This window comes from Exiguobacterium sp. 8H (genome assembly GCF_902506255.1).
In the GTDB taxonomy this organism is placed as follows: domain Bacteria; phylum Bacillota; class Bacilli; order Exiguobacteriales; family Exiguobacteriaceae; genus Exiguobacterium; species Exiguobacterium profundum.
Map to the genome: position 1 here is coordinate 142,939 of NZ_LR733429.1, position 17,573 is coordinate 160,511.

Annotated in this window: 17 protein-coding genes; all 17 read left to right on the plus strand. The window is 50.6% G+C overall.

Annotation, left to right across the window (positions count from 1 at the left end):
• Nucleotides 1-3 precede the first annotated feature (3 nt).
• The gene (locus GVY43_RS00695; protein WP_074032771.1) at nt 4-444 is read left to right on the plus strand and encodes a thioesterase family protein; all 441 of its coding nucleotides are present in this window, start codon (nt 4-6) and stop codon (nt 442-444) included.
• Nucleotides 445-518: 74 nt separating this feature from the next.
• Nucleotides 519-782, plus strand: coding sequence for a phosphocarrier protein HPr (locus GVY43_RS00700; RefSeq protein WP_015881106.1), 264 nt, complete (start codon nt 519-521; stop codon nt 780-782).
• A 112-nt stretch (nt 783-894) separates the two neighbouring features.
• Entirely contained in the window at nt 895-1,698 is an 804-nt protein-coding gene (gene racE / locus GVY43_RS00705) for a glutamate racemase (protein WP_078147903.1), read from the plus strand.
• Nucleotides 1,691-2,440 carry a ribonuclease PH gene (gene rph, locus GVY43_RS00710; RefSeq protein ID WP_159561961.1) on the plus strand — a complete coding sequence of 250 codons (750 nt, stop codon included), beginning with the start codon at nt 1,691-1,693 and terminating at the stop codon, nt 2,438-2,440. The genes racE and rph overlap by 8 nt, the downstream gene beginning before the upstream one ends.
• Complete coding sequence (locus GVY43_RS00715; RefSeq protein WP_074037535.1) at nt 2,437-3,027, plus strand: XTP/dITP diphosphatase; 591 nt, start codon at nt 2,437-2,439, stop codon at nt 3,025-3,027. Before rph ends, GVY43_RS00715 begins: the two co-directional genes overlap by 4 nt.
• A 5-nt stretch (nt 3,028-3,032) precedes the next feature.
• The gene (locus GVY43_RS00720; protein ID WP_015881110.1) at nt 3,033-3,545 is read left to right on the plus strand and encodes a metallophosphoesterase family protein; all 513 of its coding nucleotides are present in this window, start codon (nt 3,033-3,035) and stop codon (nt 3,543-3,545) included.
• Nucleotides 3,546-4,083: 538 nt separating this feature from the next.
• Nucleotides 4,084-4,995, plus strand: coding sequence for a hypothetical protein (locus GVY43_RS00725; RefSeq protein ID WP_159561962.1), 912 nt, complete (start codon nt 4,084-4,086; stop codon nt 4,993-4,995).
• A gap of 89 nt (nt 4,996-5,084) precedes the next feature.
• The gene (tig, locus tag GVY43_RS00730) at nt 5,085-6,377 is read left to right on the plus strand and encodes a trigger factor (protein WP_015881112.1); all 1,293 of its coding nucleotides are present in this window, start codon (nt 5,085-5,087) and stop codon (nt 6,375-6,377) included.
• A 211-nt stretch (nt 6,378-6,588) separates the two neighbouring features.
• On the plus strand, nt 6,589-7,857 hold the full coding sequence (clpX, locus tag GVY43_RS00735; RefSeq protein ID WP_015881113.1) for an ATP-dependent protease ATP-binding subunit ClpX: 1,269 nt from the start codon (nt 6,589-6,591) through the stop codon (nt 7,855-7,857).
• 72 nt (nt 7,858-7,929) lie between these two features.
• Nucleotides 7,930-10,230, plus strand: a complete 2,301-nt coding sequence (lon, locus tag GVY43_RS00740) for an endopeptidase La (protein ID WP_201302233.1) — start codon at nt 7,930-7,932, stop codon at nt 10,228-10,230.
• A complete protein-coding gene (gene yihA, locus GVY43_RS00745; RefSeq protein WP_015881115.1) occupies nt 10,231-10,824 on the plus strand; it encodes a ribosome biogenesis GTP-binding protein YihA/YsxC in 594 nt (197 codons plus the stop codon). It begins immediately after the preceding gene.
• 110 nt (nt 10,825-10,934) lie between these two features.
• Complete coding sequence (locus GVY43_RS00750; protein ID WP_159561964.1) at nt 10,935-12,104, plus strand: AI-2E family transporter; 1,170 nt, start codon at nt 10,935-10,937, stop codon at nt 12,102-12,104.
• Between the two features lie 185 nt (nt 12,105-12,289).
• Nucleotides 12,290-13,636 (plus strand): glutamyl-tRNA reductase, encoded by a 1,347-nt coding sequence (gene hemA, locus GVY43_RS00755; protein WP_074037529.1) that lies wholly within the window; start codon nt 12,290-12,292, stop codon nt 13,634-13,636.
• Between the two features lie 52 nt (nt 13,637-13,688).
• Nucleotides 13,689-14,606, plus strand: coding sequence for a hydroxymethylbilane synthase (gene hemC, locus GVY43_RS00760; protein ID WP_074037527.1), 918 nt, complete (start codon nt 13,689-13,691; stop codon nt 14,604-14,606).
• Nucleotides 14,607-14,631: 25 nt separating this feature from the next.
• Nucleotides 14,632-15,264, plus strand: a complete 633-nt coding sequence (locus GVY43_RS00765) for a uroporphyrinogen-III synthase (protein ID WP_159561965.1) — start codon at nt 14,632-14,634, stop codon at nt 15,262-15,264.
• Nucleotides 15,261-16,241: a porphobilinogen synthase gene (gene hemB, locus GVY43_RS00770; RefSeq protein ID WP_074037524.1), complete on the plus strand. Its 981-nt coding sequence runs from the start codon at nt 15,261-15,263 to the stop codon at nt 16,239-16,241. The genes GVY43_RS00765 and hemB overlap by 4 nt, the downstream gene beginning before the upstream one ends.
• Complete coding sequence (gene hemL / locus GVY43_RS00775) at nt 16,238-17,542, plus strand: glutamate-1-semialdehyde 2,1-aminomutase (protein WP_159561966.1); 1,305 nt, start codon at nt 16,238-16,240, stop codon at nt 17,540-17,542. Before hemB ends, hemL begins: the two co-directional genes overlap by 4 nt.
• Nucleotides 17,543-17,573 lie beyond the last annotated feature (31 nt).

The window sequence follows — 17,573 nt, forward strand, 5'->3', positions numbered from 1 at the left end:
CCGATGACCAAGTACTTTCGAGAGCCAGGTTGGGAAACACGTGTCAAAGCAGGGGTCGCGCTCGATGTGAAAGTCCGCTTTTCGGAGTGCGACCCGTATGGTCACATGAACAATACAATTCCGTTCATCTATTTCGAAGATGCCCGGATCGAGTTGTTAGAGGCGACAGGATTCTCTTTAAAGGACGGATTCGTCGTTGTCGCCGATGCGCAATGTGACTATGTTCGACAAGTCATGCCACGTCAACAGCTGACTGTGCATGCCAATATCTTGACGGTCGGAAACACTTCATGTGATATTCATTACGGGGCATATGACGGAGAGCAACTCCTTTTCGCCGGACGGACAAGCCTCGTTCATTTAACGAAGGAAGGTCGTCCTACGGAATGGACTCCGGAATATAAAAACCGCTTGCAGAATTTTTGCGAATCCGCTATCATTTGATAATGAGTTCACAAACAAAAAATATTCTGCTGGTTCGCCTGTAGAATTGAATTTTGAAGGGAGACCATCATCTCATGGAAAAAACGTTCACAGTCGTTGCTGATTCAGGAATTCACGCTCGTCCAGCTACTCAGTTAGTTAACACAGCTTCTAAGTTCCAATCAGACATCAACCTCGAGTACAATGGTAAAACAGTTAACTTGAAGTCGATCATGGGTGTACTTTCACTCGGTATCGCAAAAGATTCTACAATCAAGATCACTGCTGAAGGTGAAGATGCAGAAGAAGCGATCAACACGCTTTCTGACATGCTCACTAGCGAAGGTCTTGCTCAGTAATTCGGGTAAGGGACGAGGCGCCACTGGCGACCTCGTCTTTTTTTGTCATGGGAACGTTTCTTTTTCCGTCCGAGGTTTTTTGGTAAGATAGGTGAGAATGGAAGTGATGAAAATGAAACGAGCGATTGGAGTCCTCGATTCAGGAGTCGGCGGGTTGACGGTAGTCAAAGAATTGATGCGCCAACTCCCTAAAGAAGAAATCGTCTATATCGGAGATACAGAACGCTGTCCGTACGGGCCGCGTCCGCACGATGAGATTGAAGCATATACATGGGAATTGATTGAATTTTTATTGAAGAAAGACGTTAAAATGATTGTCATCGCCTGTAATACGGCGACAGCGGTCGTATTGAAGGAGGCGCGCAAACGTCTCGACATCCCGGTCATCGGTGTCATCGACCCGGGTGCCCGCGCGGCTGTCAAAGGAACGCGCAACAAGCATATCGGTGTCATTGGTACGAAGATGACGATTGAAAGCGGTTCATATGAGAAGGCGTTACGTCACGTGGCAGGTGAGGTCGATGTGTATTCACTCGCGTGCCCACCGTTCGTCCCGCTCGTAGAGGCTGGAGAAGTGTCTGGAGAGCGCGTGCGACAAGTGGTGGAGGAGACGCTTCGTCCACTTCAACCATCCGAGATGGATACGTTGATTCTCGGTTGTACGCATTACCCACTACTTGCTCCGGTCATTCAAGATGTGGTCGGACCGGACGTCCACCTCATCTCATCAGGTGACGAGACTGCACTTGAAGTGGCTGCGATGCTCGATTATCAGGAACTTGAAAACGGGTTGGATGCAGTCCCGGCACATGCCTTCTATGCGACGGGTGACATCGAGCTATTTGACCGACTCGCGAGTGAATGGCTCGGACGTCCGGTTCATGCGGAGAAAGTCGAGGTGACCGGCATTGCGTGATACGAGACGATTTGATGAACTGCGCGCAGTCGAGATTGTGCCGCACGTGAACAAACATGCGGAAGGGTCCGTTTTAATTTCAATCGGCGATACGAAAGTCATCTGTACCGCAACTGTGGAAGAGCGCGTACCGAATTTCCTTCGTGGAAAGAAACAAGGTTGGATCAATGCAGAATATGCGATGCTACCACGGGCGACGGGAGACCGTACTGTCCGAGAAGCGGTACGCGGAAAACAGTCGGGACGAACGATGGAGATTCAGCGTCTGATTGGTCGGTCGCTCCGCTCGGTCGTGGACTTAGAACGTCTCGGCGAACGAACGATTTGGATCGACTGTGACGTCATTCAAGCGGATGGCGGGACTCGGACGGCTTCCATCACAGGTGGCTTTTGTGCGCTCGTGTTGGCCGTCGACCGCTTGATTCGCCAAGGGAAACTTGGCGACACACCCATTAAAGAAGGGGTGGCTGCGATTTCTGTCGGACGGACCGATGAGCTCGTCTTGGACTTGGATTACCTAGAAGACGCTGCGGCAGAGGTCGATATGAATGTCGTCATGACGGCAAGCGGACGATTCGTCGAAGTACAAGGTACAGGGGAAGAGGCGACGTTCACGCTACAAGAGATGAACGAGATGCTCGCGCTCGCGCAACACGGCATCGAATCATTATTCAAGACGGCGGAAGCGGCACTCGGTGCTTCTTGGTGGTACGTCGGAGAACGTTCGGAGGAGACATTATGAAGTTGATCATTGCGACACACAATCCTGGAAAAGTGAAAGAACTCGAAGGAATGCTGACGCCGCTCGGGTTCGAGGTCGAATCACTACTCGACTATCCGGATGCACCAGAGACGGAAGAGACCGGCACCACGTTTGAAGAGAACGCGGCGTTAAAAGCGACCGAGGCGGCAGCTTATTTTGGACATGCCGTTCTGGCGGACGACTCCGGTCTTGAAGTCGACGCACTTGACGGGGCACCGGGAGTATATTCAGCCCGCTTTGCAGGTCCAGAAAAGTCAGACGAGGCAAACAATGCGCTTCTTCTTGAAAAATTGAACGGAGAAACGAATCGTACGGCTCGTTTCGTCTGTGCGCTCTGTCTCGCAAAACCGAGCGGAGAGACGTTGACCGTTCGTGGAACGATCGAAGGGACAATCGGTTATTCCCCACAAGGCGAAAATGGCTTCGGATACGATCCACTCTTTATCGTCCCATCGCTTCATAAGACAGCGGCAGAGTTGGAGCGTGACGAGAAGGCGGTCGTCAGCCACCGTGGACAGGCACTACGAAAACTGGAGGCAGAAATCATACCATTCATGAAAGGATGAAGCTTATGCGTTTTCTAATAGTGAGTGATAGTCATGGTTTGACCGAAGAGTTGACGACGATTTTTGAAAGGCACGAGGCGGAAATTGATGACGCCTTCCATTGCGGGGATTCACAACTCGCCCTTGTCGATGAACATTTGTTACCTTATCGAACGGTTCGGGGGAATTGTGATTTCGGTGGAGATCTTCCCCTCGAACGCATCGAGACGACGGATGCCGGTACGATTTTAATCGTTCACGGGCACCATCATGACGTCAAATTCGATTTGAACCGTCTACGGTATCGAGCGGAAGAAGTGGGAGCGAATGTCGTCTTGTTCGGTCACTCGCATGTGGCGGGTGCGCTGATCGAGGACGGGGTTGTCTACATCAACCCAGGTTCGATTCGCATGCCGCGAGGACGAACGGACAAAACGTATGCGTTACTCGATCTCGAAGCGGGGGAAGCAACAGTGCGTTTCTATCGCTCAGAAGACGGTTCTCACGTCGAAGACTTGGACATCTCAGGAAAACTATGAGTTTCGAATGGGAAATCGATTGACAGGAAACCATTTTTCTATTATAGTTTTCATGTCAATGTCCCAATAGCTCAGCAGGATAGAGCAACGGCCTTCAAGACAAATAGGAGCCTTTATAGGGAAACAGAAACCTATAAAGTGGACGACACTATATCGGTGAAGCCTTAACAGATGATGCTGATGGTAATACCGAGGAAACTCATTCCCGATTGGGTCGAGTTGATTCGAATGTCTATGCATGTAGAGGTAGAATCAATGGAGGAGCATCATGCTCGTGAGGTTCCGTAGAGACTACACGTGTCGCACCTGAAACGGTGAAGATATAGTCCAGACTACAAACAACACGATGTTGGTGACGAAAGTCATGGTGGTAAGCTAAGCCGTCGGTCGGGGGTTCGAATCCCTCTTGGGACGCTTCCATTAAAATAGAGACGCTCTCTACGGAGAACGTCTCTTTTTTCATTTTCCGGGAAATCGATTGACAAGGAATCGCGTCCTAACGGAAGATGAAGGGGAATGGAAGAGAGGGTGAGGGAAGATGGAGAAGGAAAAGGATCAGGACTATCCGTTCCCTGGGAATTGGGCGCGTCTGCATAAGATGATTCAGGAGGCAGATGCTTCTGGGGAACGACAGCGGATCGAACCGATTTTATGGGATTGGTATCAGACGATTCCAGGTGACCCGTTTATTTTCATGGAAATCTTCCAATGTGCAATGGAACGGCCGGACGACCCAGAGACACTCGAGAAGCTGCAGGAACTCGTCAGCATCCATATGTCCGAGGCGGAAGAACCGGCCTCAGGAGGGTTGCAGATTGCGCAGTATTACATCATGCGTGACCAACCGTTTGAAGCGGCGCACTGGATCAACCAGTATCTCGAATGGCAGGACAAGAAGGATACGGTCAACACACAGGCACATCAGGTACTTCAAGTGTTGAAGATGACGGAGTTTCCGGCGGCAATTGCCAAGTTGAAACGAACGCTGACGCGAGGGAGTACGGGGGAACAGATTGAAGCATTACAACATGTTCACTTTCAAATCGACCCGGTGCTCGACAATGTGCTACATGAACTGCTCGTGTCGGAGCGTCCGAAGCTCGTCAAACTGATCGTGTTGGAAAAAGCGTTCGCCGAACTAGATGTCATCGAATGGACGGATGGGGACGTTTCGAACAAGATGACACGAACGGAAGCAAAAGCGCAGATTGAAACGTGGGAGAAGACCGTCTTTTCTCTTCAAAAATCAGTTGAAGGCGATGAGATCGGGACCCAGCTGTTGATGAATTACATGTATACGCATTATCCGTATGTGCCGGCCGAAAAAGCGGATGTGGAACAGGCGCTCGTACAGGCGAAACAAGCGATTTTACATGACGAACCGGTCGACGGTTTAGCCGCGGAGATTTTAGAGGCGGATCTTCGCTTTACACAGGCGTTATTAGACTAAATCCTTGTGTGCTTACCGAGGATTTATGCTATAATACGGATTGTTGTACATTTTTGTACGGTATAAACGAATTGTTGGAGGGACTTAGCATGACAGCAAAATGGGAAAAAACATCAGGTAGCCAAGGCGTACTCACGTACGAAGCTCCTGCAGAAGCTTTTGATAAAGCAGTTGACGCCGCATTTAAAACAGTCGTCAAAGACTTGAACGTGCCTGGCTTCCGTAAAGGTAAATTGCCACGCCCAATGTTCAACAAAATGTACGGAGAAGAAGCACTCTATCAAGATGCGCTCGACATTCTCTACCGCGACACAATCCAAGGTGCGGTTGAAGAAGCTGGTTTCGAACCAATCGCGCTCGAAAACATCGATGTAGACGGCACGCTCGAGAAAGGCAAACCAGTCGCTTTCAAAGTGACATTCGTGGTTGAGCCAGAAGCTGAGCTTGGCGAATACAAAGGCCTCGAGTACGAAGCTGTTTCAACTGAAGTAACAGAAGACGAAGTAACAGCAGAACTTGAAGCACTTCAACAGCAAGGCGCAGAACTAGCTGTTAAAGAAGGTGCAATCGAAAACGGCGATACAGCTGTATTTGATTTCGCAGGTTTCGCTGACGGTGAGCAGTTCGAAGGCGGCACAGCTGAGAACTACACACTCGAAATCGGTTCTGGTCAATTCATCCCAGGATTCGAAGAGCAAATGATCGGCATGACTGCTGGTGAAGAAAAAGACGTTGAAGTAACATTCCCTGAAGAGTACCACGCTGAAAACTTAGCGGGTAAACCAGCGACATTCAAAGTCAAACTTCACGAAGTCAAAACAAAACAAGTTCCTGAACTCGACGACGAGTTTGCAAAAGACATCGACGAGTCTGTTTCGACACTCGACGAGTTGAAAGCAAGCATCCGTGAGCGTTTAGAAGCTGGTAAGAAACAAGAAGCTGAAGGTACAATGCGCGACCAACTCGTAGAGCAGGCAACTGCTAACGCGACAATCGACGTACCGGAAGTTCTCGTTGAACAAGAAGTTGACCGCATGGTACAAGAGTTCGGTTCACGTGTATCTTCACAAGGAATCGACCTTAACATGTACTTCGAGCTCACTGGTACTTCTGAAGAAGCAATGCGCGAAGAGATGAAAGAGCAAGCTGAAGAGCGCGTAAAAGCTCGTCTCGTCTTGAAAGCAATCGCTGACAAAGAAGCAATCGAAGTATCTGACGAAGATGCTGAGAAAGAGCTTGAAGAAATGTCTAAACTTTACAACATCGCCCCGGACCAACTCCGTACGATGCTCGCTCCGCAAGGTGGACTTGAGACACTTAAAGGTGACCTCAAATTCCGTAAAGCGATCGACATCCTCGTTGAAAACGGTAAAGCGAAGTAAGCTGATATTCGAAAGGACGACTGCCTAGCGGTCGTCCTTTTTTCTGTCACAGCACATTGCATGTGTAATTCTTTGAAGTCGCAATATGTTCATGCTACAATTATTTCAACGCAGAGATGTAAAATGTCTTTTCGCGGTGCATCGCACCAGAAAATTCAAATCGCGATTTATCGCACTTACATCCATTTTCACCACAGAAGGGGTGTATCGAATGTTCAAATTTAACGAGGAAAAGGGGCAACTCAAGTGCTCGTTTTGCGGAAAATCGCAAGAACAAGTTCGTAAGTTAGTCGCCGGTCCTGGCGTATACATTTGCGATGAATGTATCGAACTTTGCAATGAAATTGTTGAGGAAGAGCTCGGTGTAGAGGAAGAAGTTGAATTCAAAGACATTCCAAAACCACAAGAGATTCGTAACATCCTAGACGATTATGTCATTGGTCAAGACCGCGCCAAACGTGCGCTTTCAGTTGCTGTCTATAACCACTATAAACGTATCAACGCCGGTGGCCGTTCGGATGATGTCGAACTTGCGAAGTCGAACATCGTCATGATTGGACCAACGGGTAGCGGAAAAACGCTTCTCGCTCAGACGATGGCTCGCGTCTTGAACGTCCCATTCGCAATCGCGGATGCGACGAGCTTGACGGAAGCAGGTTACGTCGGGGAAGACGTTGAGAATATTTTGCTCAAATTGATTCAATCGGCTGACTATGATGTCGAGAAGGCTGAAAAAGGGATCATCTACATCGATGAAATCGATAAGATTGCCCGTAAGTCTGAAAACCCATCGATTACGCGTGACGTATCCGGTGAAGGCGTTCAGCAGGCGCTCCTTAAAATTCTTGAAGGCACGACAGCAAGCGTACCGCCACAAGGTGGACGTAAGCATCCGCATCAAGAATTTATCCAAATCGACACAACAAACATTCTCTTCATTGTCGGTGGCGCATTCGCCGGCATCGAATCGGTCGTCAAACGCCGAATCGGGAAGAAAGTCATCGGTTTCGGAAACGACCAAGAGAATCGCGAGTTGACGCAAGAGGACTTGCTCGCCCGCGCACTCCCTGAAGACCTTCAAAAATTCGGCTTGATTCCTGAGTTCATCGGACGTTTGCCAGTCATGGCGACGCTCACGACACTCGATGAAGAAGCGCTCGTTGAAATCTTGACGAAGCCGAAAAATGCTCTCGTCCGTCAGTACGAGAAAATGCTCGAGCTTGACGATGTCGAATTGACGTTCACAGACGAAGCATTGATTGAAATCGCCAAACTTGCAATCAAACGTAAGACTGGCGCGCGCGGTCTCCGCTCGATTATCGAAGAAATGATGCTCGATGTGATGTTCACTGTCCCATCGCGTGACGATATCGAGAAAGTCATCATCACGGATGAAACGATTACGGGTCTTGCCGGTCCGAAATACGTCCTTCGTGACGGTACTGTCGAACAGACAGGGGACAACAAAGAGACAGCATAATTCTTTAACGAAGAAGGCTCAAACACTCGGCATATCCGAGTTTTGGGCCTTTTTGCACAGGAGGCGTTGTATATGGAAAAATTACCAATCCTTCCTTTGCGAGGAGTCGTCGTATATCCGCTCATCGGTGTGACCATCGATGTCGGACGCCCGTTATCCCTTCGGGCGCTCCTTGCCGCAAAGGAGCATGAAACAGATTTGATTGTCGTGACACAGAAAGAAACAGGGAACGAATCACCGGAACCGGAAGACTTATACACGGTTGGAACGCGTGTCCACATCGCGAAGATGAGTGAACTGTCGAACGAGACGATTCGGGTTCGGATCGTCGGGAAAGAGCGTGTCCGTATCGACTCGGTCGAATCGACAGATGAAGGATGGTTCGCCAATATCGAGCCGGTCGAACTCGCAGAAGGGGAAGAGGTCGAACGAACGGCACTCGTCCGTCTGTTGAAAGAACAGTTCGGAAAACTCGTCGCAAACATTAAGGGTATGTCGCCAGATGAGCGTCGCCGTTTCGAGATGTATGAGCGGCTTGAATCACTCACGGACTATATCACGTCAAAACTCGATGTCGACGTCGAGCTTCGCCAAGCGATGCTCGAAGAGGCAGATGCCGTCAAGCGAGGACTTGAACTGCTTGAAATCATCGCACATGAAGTCGAAGTGATTGAGCTCGAGCAAGAGATGCGTGAGCGGACGAAGAAGTCAATTGAGCAGTCACAGCGCGAGTACTACTTACGGGAACAGATGAAGACGATCCAACAAGAACTCGGTGACCAGACGCAAGAGTCAGAACCGAACCGCCTTCGTGAGAAGCTAGAGGCGCTCGACTTGCCAGAGACGACGCGGAAGAACGTCATGCGTGAAGCGGAACGATTGAACGTCGTGCCGCAGACGTCTCCGGAGTATGCGGTCATCCGTAACTACCTCGACTGGGTCACCTCTCTTCCGTGGGGCATTGAGACGGAAGATAAGCTTGACGTGAAACATGCGGCAGACGTCCTTGATGATGACCATTACGGCTTAGAATCGGTAAAAGACCGTATCCTCGAGTATTTGGCCGTCCGCCAGTTGACGAACTCGCTTCGTGGACCAATCCTCTGTCTCGCCGGACCTCCAGGGGTCGGGAAGACGTCACTCGCCCGTTCGATCGCCTCGGCACTTGAACGTCACTTCGTTCGTGTCTCACTCGGTGGTGTGCGTGATGAGGCGGAAATCCGTGGGCACCGTCGTACGTATATCGGTGCGATGCCAGGACGGATCATCCGTGGGCTGAAGCAAGCGGAAAGCAAAAACCCGGTCTTCTTGCTCGATGAGATCGACAAGATGGCTTCTGACTTCAGAGGGGACCCGGCGTCCGCGATGCTAGAAGTGCTCGACCCGGAACAAAACGTCTCCTTCTCGGACCACTACATCGAAGAACCGTTCGATTTGTCGAACGTTCTCTTTATCGCAACTGCGAACGATGTCTCACAAATCCCAGCACCGCTTCTTGACCGGATGGAATTGATTCAAATCGGTGGGTACACAGAGCTTGAGAAAGTGGAGATTGCGAAGCGCCATTTGGTGACGAAACAATTGACAGAGCATGGATTGAAGAAGAGTCAGTTGACGATTAAAGAAGATGCGCTCTATGAAGTCGTCCGTCGTTACACACGTGAAGCCGGTGTCCGGAACTTAGAGCGCGTCATCGGATCACTCTGCCGAAAAGCCGCGAAACAAATCGCCATCGGGGAGAAGAAACGGGTCACGATTTCGAAAAAGGCGATCATCACGTATCTCGGGAAGCCGAAGTATCGCTACGGAAAAGGGGAGACCGAGGACTCCATCGGTGCGGTGACAGGCCTTGCCTACACGGCGTTTGGTGGCGACACGCTCACAATCGAAGTGGCGCTCGCTCCAGGGAAAGGCAAACTTCAGTTGACGGGGAAACTCGGTGATGTGATGCAGGAGTCGGCACAAACAGCATATAGCTATGTCCGTGCAAACGCAGAGCGGTTCGGGATTGACCCGACGTTCTATGAGCGACAAGACATTCACATTCACGTGCCAGAGGGTGCCGTGCCAAAAGACGGACCGTCGGCAGGAATCACGATTGCGACGGCCTTGATTTCCGCATTGACTGGGAAGAAAGTCCATCGTGATGTCGGGATGACAGGTGAGATCACACTCCGTGGACGTGTCTTGCCGATCGGCGGATTGAAAGAAAAAGCGCTCGCTGCTCATCGAGCCGGGTTGACGACCATCGTCATTCCGAAAGATAATGAGCGAGACATCGATGATATTCAAGAGACGGTTCGTGAGAAATTGACGTTCGTTCCCGTGACGACACTCGATGAAGTACTAGATGTAGCATTTGGAGGAAATTAAATGAAGATCAACAAAGCAGAGTTTGTGACGAGTGCCGTCGCGCCAGACCATTACCCGGTCCATGAATTGCCGGAAGTGGCACTTGCCGGGCGGTCGAACGTCGGGAAATCGTCGTTCATCAATAAGATTTGCCAACGGAAGGCGCTCGCACGGACGTCTTCGAAACCAGGGAAGACACAGACCCTTAACTTCTTCAACATCAATGATGAGATCATGTTCGTTGACGTTCCGGGATACGGATATGCGAAAGTATCGAAGACGGAACGTGAGAAGTGGGGCGTCATGATGGAACAGTATTTGACGAGTCAAGAGGCGCTTCGCGGCGTCGTCTTACTCGTCGATATCCGTCATGATCCGACGGGTGACGATGTGACGATGTACAACTTCTTGAAACATTATGAGATTCCGGTCATCGTTGTGGCGACGAAACTCGATAAAATCAAGAAGAGTCAGCGTCAAAAACATGAGGCGGCGGTGAAACGCAAGCTTCAATTCGATCCATCTGACCGTTTTGTCGCCTTCTCAGCCGAGACGGCAGAAGGAAAAGATGAGGCGTGGAAAGCGATTTACGCACTCATCACAGAAGGCGAATAAGGAGAAGGCGGAGGGATTCCTTCGCCTTTTTGTTTTTGTCAGCCCGCAAGCGGGTAATTATCGTATAATCATAGTTAGTACATAGTCATCATTGTAAACGAGGTGGAGAAATGCAACGCATGTTTGAAAACAAATGGTATCGCGCCCTCTTTTGGACGTTGACCATCTTTTTAGTCATTTGGGTCGGGACACAGATCTCATTCGTGTTTGAACCGATTCAAGTTATTTTGGCACTCGTCACGGTTCCGCTTATTGTGGCCGGACTCTTCTTTTATTTCCTGGTCGGGATTGTCGACTTCTTAGAGAAACGCTTAAAAGGGAAGAGAACACTAGCTGTAGCCGTCACACTGATCGGACTCGTGCTTATTTTTACACTTGTCTTCAGTATTCTCGGACCGGTTTTAGGCGAACAAATCACGTCGCTCGTCAACGCTATGCCGAGTATCGCAAAAGAACTTCAGAAACAGGCGTTCGCTGTCCGTGACACGTTGTTACAAAATGAGTTCTTTGCACGCTTCATGGCAGAAAATGACGAGATGTTCCGTAACTTGACGACGAACATCACGTCGTACTTAGGAGACTTATTTGGAAACATTGCCTCGTCATTCGGTCAAGTCGTCGGATTCGTGACGTCAGCGGTCATCACGATCGTTGTGATCCCGTTCATGCTTCTTTACATGTTACTCGACGGGAAACGTTTACCAGACGCTATCGTCAAACTCTTACCCTCGAGCTATGAGAAAGAGACGCGTCACATCTTGCATGACATGCACGAGACGGTGCGGAGCTACGTCAATGCACAGTTGCTCGTCGCATTCTTCGTCGGAATCACGTCACTGATCGGTCTATGGATCGTCGGTGTAGATTATGCCATCTTGCTCGCACTCTTCATGATGGTAACAAATATCATCCCTTACGTCGGGCCGTTCCTAGGGGCTGCACCGGCAGTGGTCGTGGCATTCATTCAAGATCCGATCAAGGTATTATGGGTCATCGTTGTCATCATCGTCGTGCAACAAATTGAGTCGAACGTCATCTCGCCACTCATTCAAGGGAAGTCGTTAAAAGTACACCCGCTCACGATCATCATCGTCTTGCTCGTGGCAGGAAATTTGGCCGGTATCATCGGAATGCTCATCGCTGTACCGTTTTATGCGGTCGCCAAAACGGTTGTCCAGAATATCGTTCGTATCTATAAATTACGAGAACGTGAGCATTATTTAGACAAAGAGGAGCCCGAGAGTCCGATTATTACGGACCCGAACTCGCCAAATCCATAAGAAAAAAGGGTAGGAATGGAGTTTCGCCATTTCTACTTCTTTTTGTCACAAAAAGTTCTTATTTTATTTCAGGAAAATCAAACAGAAGATTATAGTTACCAGATAAGAACTGTTATAATGTACGGTAGAGATTGAAAAAAAGAAGAGACAACCGTCGGTGGATTTTAGATGAGGGGAAGAGATACATGCATATTGTCGTCGTTGGACTAAATAACAAGACAGCCCCTGTCGCGATTCGGGAGCAGTTCTCGTTTGGGGAGCAAGAAATCGTGGATGCGATGATTGCACTTCGCGAAGAGAAGAGCATTTTCGAGTCGGTTATTTTGTCTACGTGTAACCGGACGGAGCTGTACGTCGTGACAGATCAACTCCATACTGGACGTTATTACACGAAACGTTTCTTGGCGAACTGGTTCAACCTAGAGATGGAGCAGTTCACACCATACTTGTCGATTCGAGAAGGGGAAGAGGCGATTCGCCACTTGTTCCGTGTCACGTCGGGCCTCGACTCGATGATCATCGGGGAAACACAAATTTTAGGTCAAGTGAAGACGAGTTTCTTCCGTGCCCAGGAGCATGGAACGACAGGAACGGTCTTCAACAAATTATTCAAAGAAGCGGTCACACTCGCGAAGCGCGCCCATACGGACACGCAAATTGGGGAAATGTCTGTATCGGTCAGTTCGGCTGCCGTGACGCTCGCACAAGAGATGTATCAACAGCTTGAAGACAAACAAGTCGTCGTCGTCGGAGCCGGTGAGACGGGTGAATTGACGACACTCAACTTATTTGAAGCAGGTGCGAAACAAATCGCTGTCTTCAACCGGACGGAGAGCAAAGCAAAAGCTGTAGCGGATAAGTTCAAAGGCCGTGCCCATTCGATTCGTGAGATCGCATGTGGATTACTTGATGCAGATATTTTGATTAGTTCGACCGGGGCGAAGGATGCCGTCATTGGATACGACGATGTAGCGGCTGCACAGTTGTTGCGCCGCGAACGTCCGCTTCTTCTCATTGACATCGCTGTGCCGCGAGATATCGATCCAGCGGTCGCGACACTTCCGGGTGTGCATTTGTTCGATGTCGATGATTTGAACGGAATCGTAAACAAAAATCTTGAAGCGCGTCTCGTCGAGGCTGAAAAGATTGAAATGAAAATCGATGAAGCGATTCAAGAGTTCCAAACATGGCTCATCACGCTTGGTGTCGTGCCAATCATGAATGAGTTGCGTGCTCGTGCCCTTGATATTCAAGAAGACACGATGACGAGTCTTGAGCGTAAGCTCGATCACTTGTCAGCACGAGACAAGAAAGTCATCGGGAAGCACATGAAGTCGATCATCAATCAAATGCTTCGTGACCCGATTGACTACATTAAAGATGCAGCGGCTCAACCGGATGCGAACGTTCGAATCGCTCAATTCATCGAGACGTTCGGACTTGATGTCGAGTTGCCGGAACAACCTGTAGACGAAGTGGAAGAAACAGATGCCACTTCTGCCAAAGCACCACTTCGCGCATTGATGCGCTAACAAGACAAAAAGGCGACGCGTGTCGCCTTTTTCTATGAAGGAGAGATTGAACATGCGGAAAATCATTGTCGGCTCACGCCGTTCCCAACTCGCCATGACTCAAACAAAATGGGTCATCGAGCAGTTGAAGCAAGCTGGAGCAAAGAACGAGTTCGAGATTAAAGAAATCGTGACGAAAGGTGACCAAATCGTCGACGTGCAATTGTCGAAAGTCGGTGGGAAAGGGTTGTTCGTCAAAGAGATTCAACAACAGATGCTCGATGGGGACATCGATTTCGCCGTACACAGCATGAAAGACGTTCCGGCCGAACTACCAGAAGAACTCTATATTAGCTGCATGCCGAAACGTGTCGATGCGCGTGACGTCCTCATCTGTGAGAACGGCTACACGTTCGAGACGCTTCCAAAAGGTTCGATTGTCGGAACGAGCTCACTCCGTCGTGGTGCTCAAATCTTGGCAGCCCGTCCTGACCTTGAGATTCAATGGATTCGTGGAAACATCGACACGCGTCTGAAGAAGTTAGACTCCGAGAACTACAATGCTATCTTGCTCGCGAAAGCAGGACTCGAGCGGATGGGATGGACGGATCGTGTCGATTTTGAAGCGCTCGACCCGGACGTCATGGTACCGGCTGTCGGCCAGGGCGTACTCGCCATCGAGAGCCGCAAGGACGATGCAGAAGTGACAGCAGTGCTTCAATTGTTGCATGATGATGTGACGGCGAAAGCGGCTACAGCAGAGCGCACCTTCTTAAAAGCAATCGAAGGAAGTTGTCACGTACCGGTCGGTGGTTATGCGACGGTCGACGGTGACGACGTGACACTGACAGGTCTCATCGCGTCAGTGGACGGGAAAGAAGTGCTTCGCGTGACGAAAACGTCAACGGACGGAATCGCACTCGGAATGGACGTCGCAGAAGAATTGCTCGGTCGTGGCGGGCGTGAAATCCTCGCCTCGGTCAATGAGTGACGTTTGGTACACGGGAACGAAACGAATGACCGCTTCGCAACGGGCACGGCTCGAGGCGAGCGGTCTTTCCGTTCATCATGTCCCGCTCATTCAGACGAGAGAGACGTATACACCGCCACCCGTGGAACGATTCGATTGGCTCGTCGTCACGAGTCAAAACGCGGTGCAAGCCCTTCGGAATCTGACGCGTGACGTCAAGGTCGCCGCTGTCGGAGAGAAGACGAAGCGGGCGCTTGAAGCGGAGGGCTTTACCGTCTCGCTCATGCCGGAGACGTATACGGGTGAGGCGCTTTTTGAGCAGTTATCTGACGTTGTTTCGACCGATGATGTCGTCTTGTTTGCACGTGGCAATTTGGCGAACACGTCGCATATGTCGATGCTGCCTTGCGTGTATGACTGGGTCGTCTATGAGACGATTCCAATCCGATTGACCTCGGCCCAACAACAACAACTCGAGACGGTGAAGGCGTTACTCGTCTTGAGTCCGTCGGCCGTCGATGCGCTCACACCACACTTGTCCCACTTCAACGGGACGTGGTACGCCATTGGCGAAGTGACCGAACGCGCCGTCCGACAAGTGTCGACATTACCGGTACGAGTGCCAGAATGTTATACTATGGATGCATTAATACAGTGTGTAGGGGAGGATTTTTCATGAACCAGTTTGACCGTCACCGTCGTCTTCGCTCATCGAAGTCGATGCGTGCCCTCGTACGTGAAAATCATGTTCGAAAAGAAGATTTGATTTACCCGCTCTTCATCATTGAAGGGACTAACATTAAACGTGAAGTCAGCTCGATGCCTGGCGTCTTCAATTATTCACTTGACCGACTCGAAGAAGAGATCAAAGAAATCGTCGACCTCGGTCTCCAATCTGTGCTTTTGTTCGGTGTGCCGGAACATAAAGACCCGGAAGGCAGCGAAGCGTATCATGACCACGGCATCGTCCAGGAAGCGATTCGTAAAGTGAAGGAGTGGGCGCCACAGCTCACGGTCATCGCCGATACGTGCCTTTGTGAGTACACGTCGACAGGTCATTGTGGTCTCGTGAAAGATGGGGACGTCGATAACGACGCATCACTTCCACTTCACGTCCAGACAGCCATTACGCAAGCACAAGCGGGTGCCGATGTCATCGCACCGAGCTCGATGATGGATGGATTCGTCGCAGCTATCCGTGAAGGTCTGGACCAAAACGGATTCAGTCACATTCCAATCATGAGCTACGGCGTCAAATATGCGTCTGCGTATTACGGACCGTTCCGTGACGCAGCCCAATCGGCTCCTGGTGAAGGCGACCGTAAAGGGTATCAGATGGACCCGGCGAACCGTCGTGAGGCGTTCCGTGAGTCACAATCGGACGTCGAACAAGGTGCCGACTTCATGATCGTCAAACCGGCTCTCGCGTTCATGGACATCATCCGTGACATGCGCGACTCACTCGATATGCCAATCGTGGCGTATAACGTGAGCGGAGAGTATGCGATGATCAAAGCCGCGTCACTCAACGACTGGGTCGACGAAGAACGCATCGTCATGGAGACGATGGTCGGATTCAAACGTGCCGGTGCCGATCTCATCGTCACGTATTTCGCAAAAGACGTCTGTCGCTATTTGGAAGGAGACTACGCATGACATACAACCAAACGCGCTCACAGGAAGCGTTCGAACAAGCTCGTCCACTCATGCCAGGCGGTGTCAACAGCCCGGTCCGTGCCTATAAATCGGTCGGCATGACGCCAATCTTCGCCGAACGCGGTGAAGGTTCACGCGTCTATGACATCGACGGCAACGAGTATATCGATTACGTCCTCTCATGGGGACCACTCATCCTCGGTCACCGTCACCCGGTCGTCACGAAAGCGATTCAAGAACAAGCCGAAAAAGGCTGGACGTTCGGGACGCCGACCGAGCTTGAGACGAAGATGGCAGAGCTCGTCATCGACCGCGTCCCATCGATCGAGATGGTCCGTATGGTCAACTCGGGTACGGAAGCGACGATGGCGGCACTTCGCCTCGCTCGCGGCTACACCGGGAAGACAAAGATTTTGAAATTCGAAGGATGTTACCATGGACACGGGGACTCGCTTCTCATTAAAGCCGGTTCTGGTGTCGCGACGCTCGGTCTCCCGGACTCACCAGGTGTACCGAAAGAGCTCGCGAGCCATACGCTCACGGTTCCTTACAATGATTTGGACGCAGTCCGCGTCGCCTTTGAAAAATACGGTGATGATCTCGCTGGTGTCATCGTCGAACCGGCCGCAGGAAACATGGGCTTCGTGCCACCACAACCAGGGTTCCTCGAAGGACTTCGTGAGATCACGGAACAAAACGGCGCGCTTCTCATCTTTGATGAGGTCATGACGGGCTTCCGTGTCGGATACAACTGTGCACAAGGGTACTTCGGTGTCACACCGGACCTCACATGTCTCGGGAAAGTCATCGGCGGCGGACTTCCGGTCGGCGCTTACGGCGGGAAACGTGAGATCATGGAACAAATCGCACCGCAAGGTCCGATCTATCAAGCAGGGACGCTCTCGGGTAACCCACTTGCGATGATTGCCGGTTACACGACACTCTCGCAACTCAAACCGGAGCACTACGCGGAGTTCGAGCGTAAAGCAGACCGTCTCGCGGAAGGCTTCACGCAGGCCGGTGAGAAATACAACATCCCACACGACACGAACCGTGCTGGCTCGATGTTCGGTTTCTTCTTCACGAACGAGAAAGTGACGAACTTCGAGAAAGCGAAGTCGGCAAACCTCGAGATGTTCCGTTCGTACTATCAGAAGATGGCGGCGCGCGGCGTCTTCTTGCCACCGTCACAGTTCGAAGGATTGTTCCTATCGACGGCTCATACGGACGAGGATATCGAGAAGACGATTGCAGCGGTCGAGGCGACGTTCAAGGAGCTTCAAGAAGAGTTTTCACTCTAATCTTGACTGCTGACGTTTCTGTCGCTAAAAT

Excerpts from the sequence above, each read along its gene's own strand:
- tig (WP_015881112.1), top strand. The coding sequence starts at position 5,085 with ATGACAGCAAAATGGGAAAAAACATCAGGTAGCCAAGGCGTACTCACG.
- GVY43_RS00765 (WP_159561965.1), top strand. The coding sequence starts at position 14,632 with ATGACCGCTTCGCAACGGGCACGGCTCGAGGCGAGCGGTCTTTCCGTT.
- GVY43_RS00725 (WP_159561962.1), top strand. The coding sequence starts at position 4,084 with ATGGAGAAGGAAAAGGATCAGGACTATCCGTTCCCTGGGAATTGGGCG.
- yihA (WP_015881115.1), top strand. The coding sequence starts at position 10,231 with ATGAAGATCAACAAAGCAGAGTTTGTGACGAGTGCCGTCGCGCCAGAC.
- racE (WP_078147903.1), top strand. The coding sequence starts at position 895 with ATGAAACGAGCGATTGGAGTCCTCGATTCAGGAGTCGGCGGGTTGACG.
- hemL (WP_159561966.1), top strand. The coding sequence starts at position 16,238 with ATGACATACAACCAAACGCGCTCACAGGAAGCGTTCGAACAAGCTCGT.
- hemB (WP_074037524.1), top strand. The coding sequence starts at position 15,261 with ATGAACCAGTTTGACCGTCACCGTCGTCTTCGCTCATCGAAGTCGATG.
- GVY43_RS00695 (WP_074032771.1), top strand. The coding sequence starts at position 4 with ATGACCAAGTACTTTCGAGAGCCAGGTTGGGAAACACGTGTCAAAGCA.
- hemC (WP_074037527.1), top strand. The coding sequence starts at position 13,689 with ATGCGGAAAATCATTGTCGGCTCACGCCGTTCCCAACTCGCCATGACT.
- GVY43_RS00700 (WP_015881106.1), top strand. The coding sequence starts at position 519 with ATGGAAAAAACGTTCACAGTCGTTGCTGATTCAGGAATTCACGCTCGT.
- GVY43_RS00715 (WP_074037535.1), top strand. The coding sequence starts at position 2,437 with ATGAAGTTGATCATTGCGACACACAATCCTGGAAAAGTGAAAGAACTC.
- hemA (WP_074037529.1), top strand. The coding sequence starts at position 12,290 with ATGCATATTGTCGTCGTTGGACTAAATAACAAGACAGCCCCTGTCGCG.
- lon (WP_201302233.1), top strand. The coding sequence starts at position 7,930 with ATGGAAAAATTACCAATCCTTCCTTTGCGAGGAGTCGTCGTATATCCG.
- GVY43_RS00750 (WP_159561964.1), top strand. The coding sequence starts at position 10,935 with ATGCAACGCATGTTTGAAAACAAATGGTATCGCGCCCTCTTTTGGACG.
- GVY43_RS00720 (WP_015881110.1), top strand. The coding sequence starts at position 3,033 with ATGCGTTTTCTAATAGTGAGTGATAGTCATGGTTTGACCGAAGAGTTG.
- clpX (WP_015881113.1), top strand. The coding sequence starts at position 6,589 with ATGTTCAAATTTAACGAGGAAAAGGGGCAACTCAAGTGCTCGTTTTGC.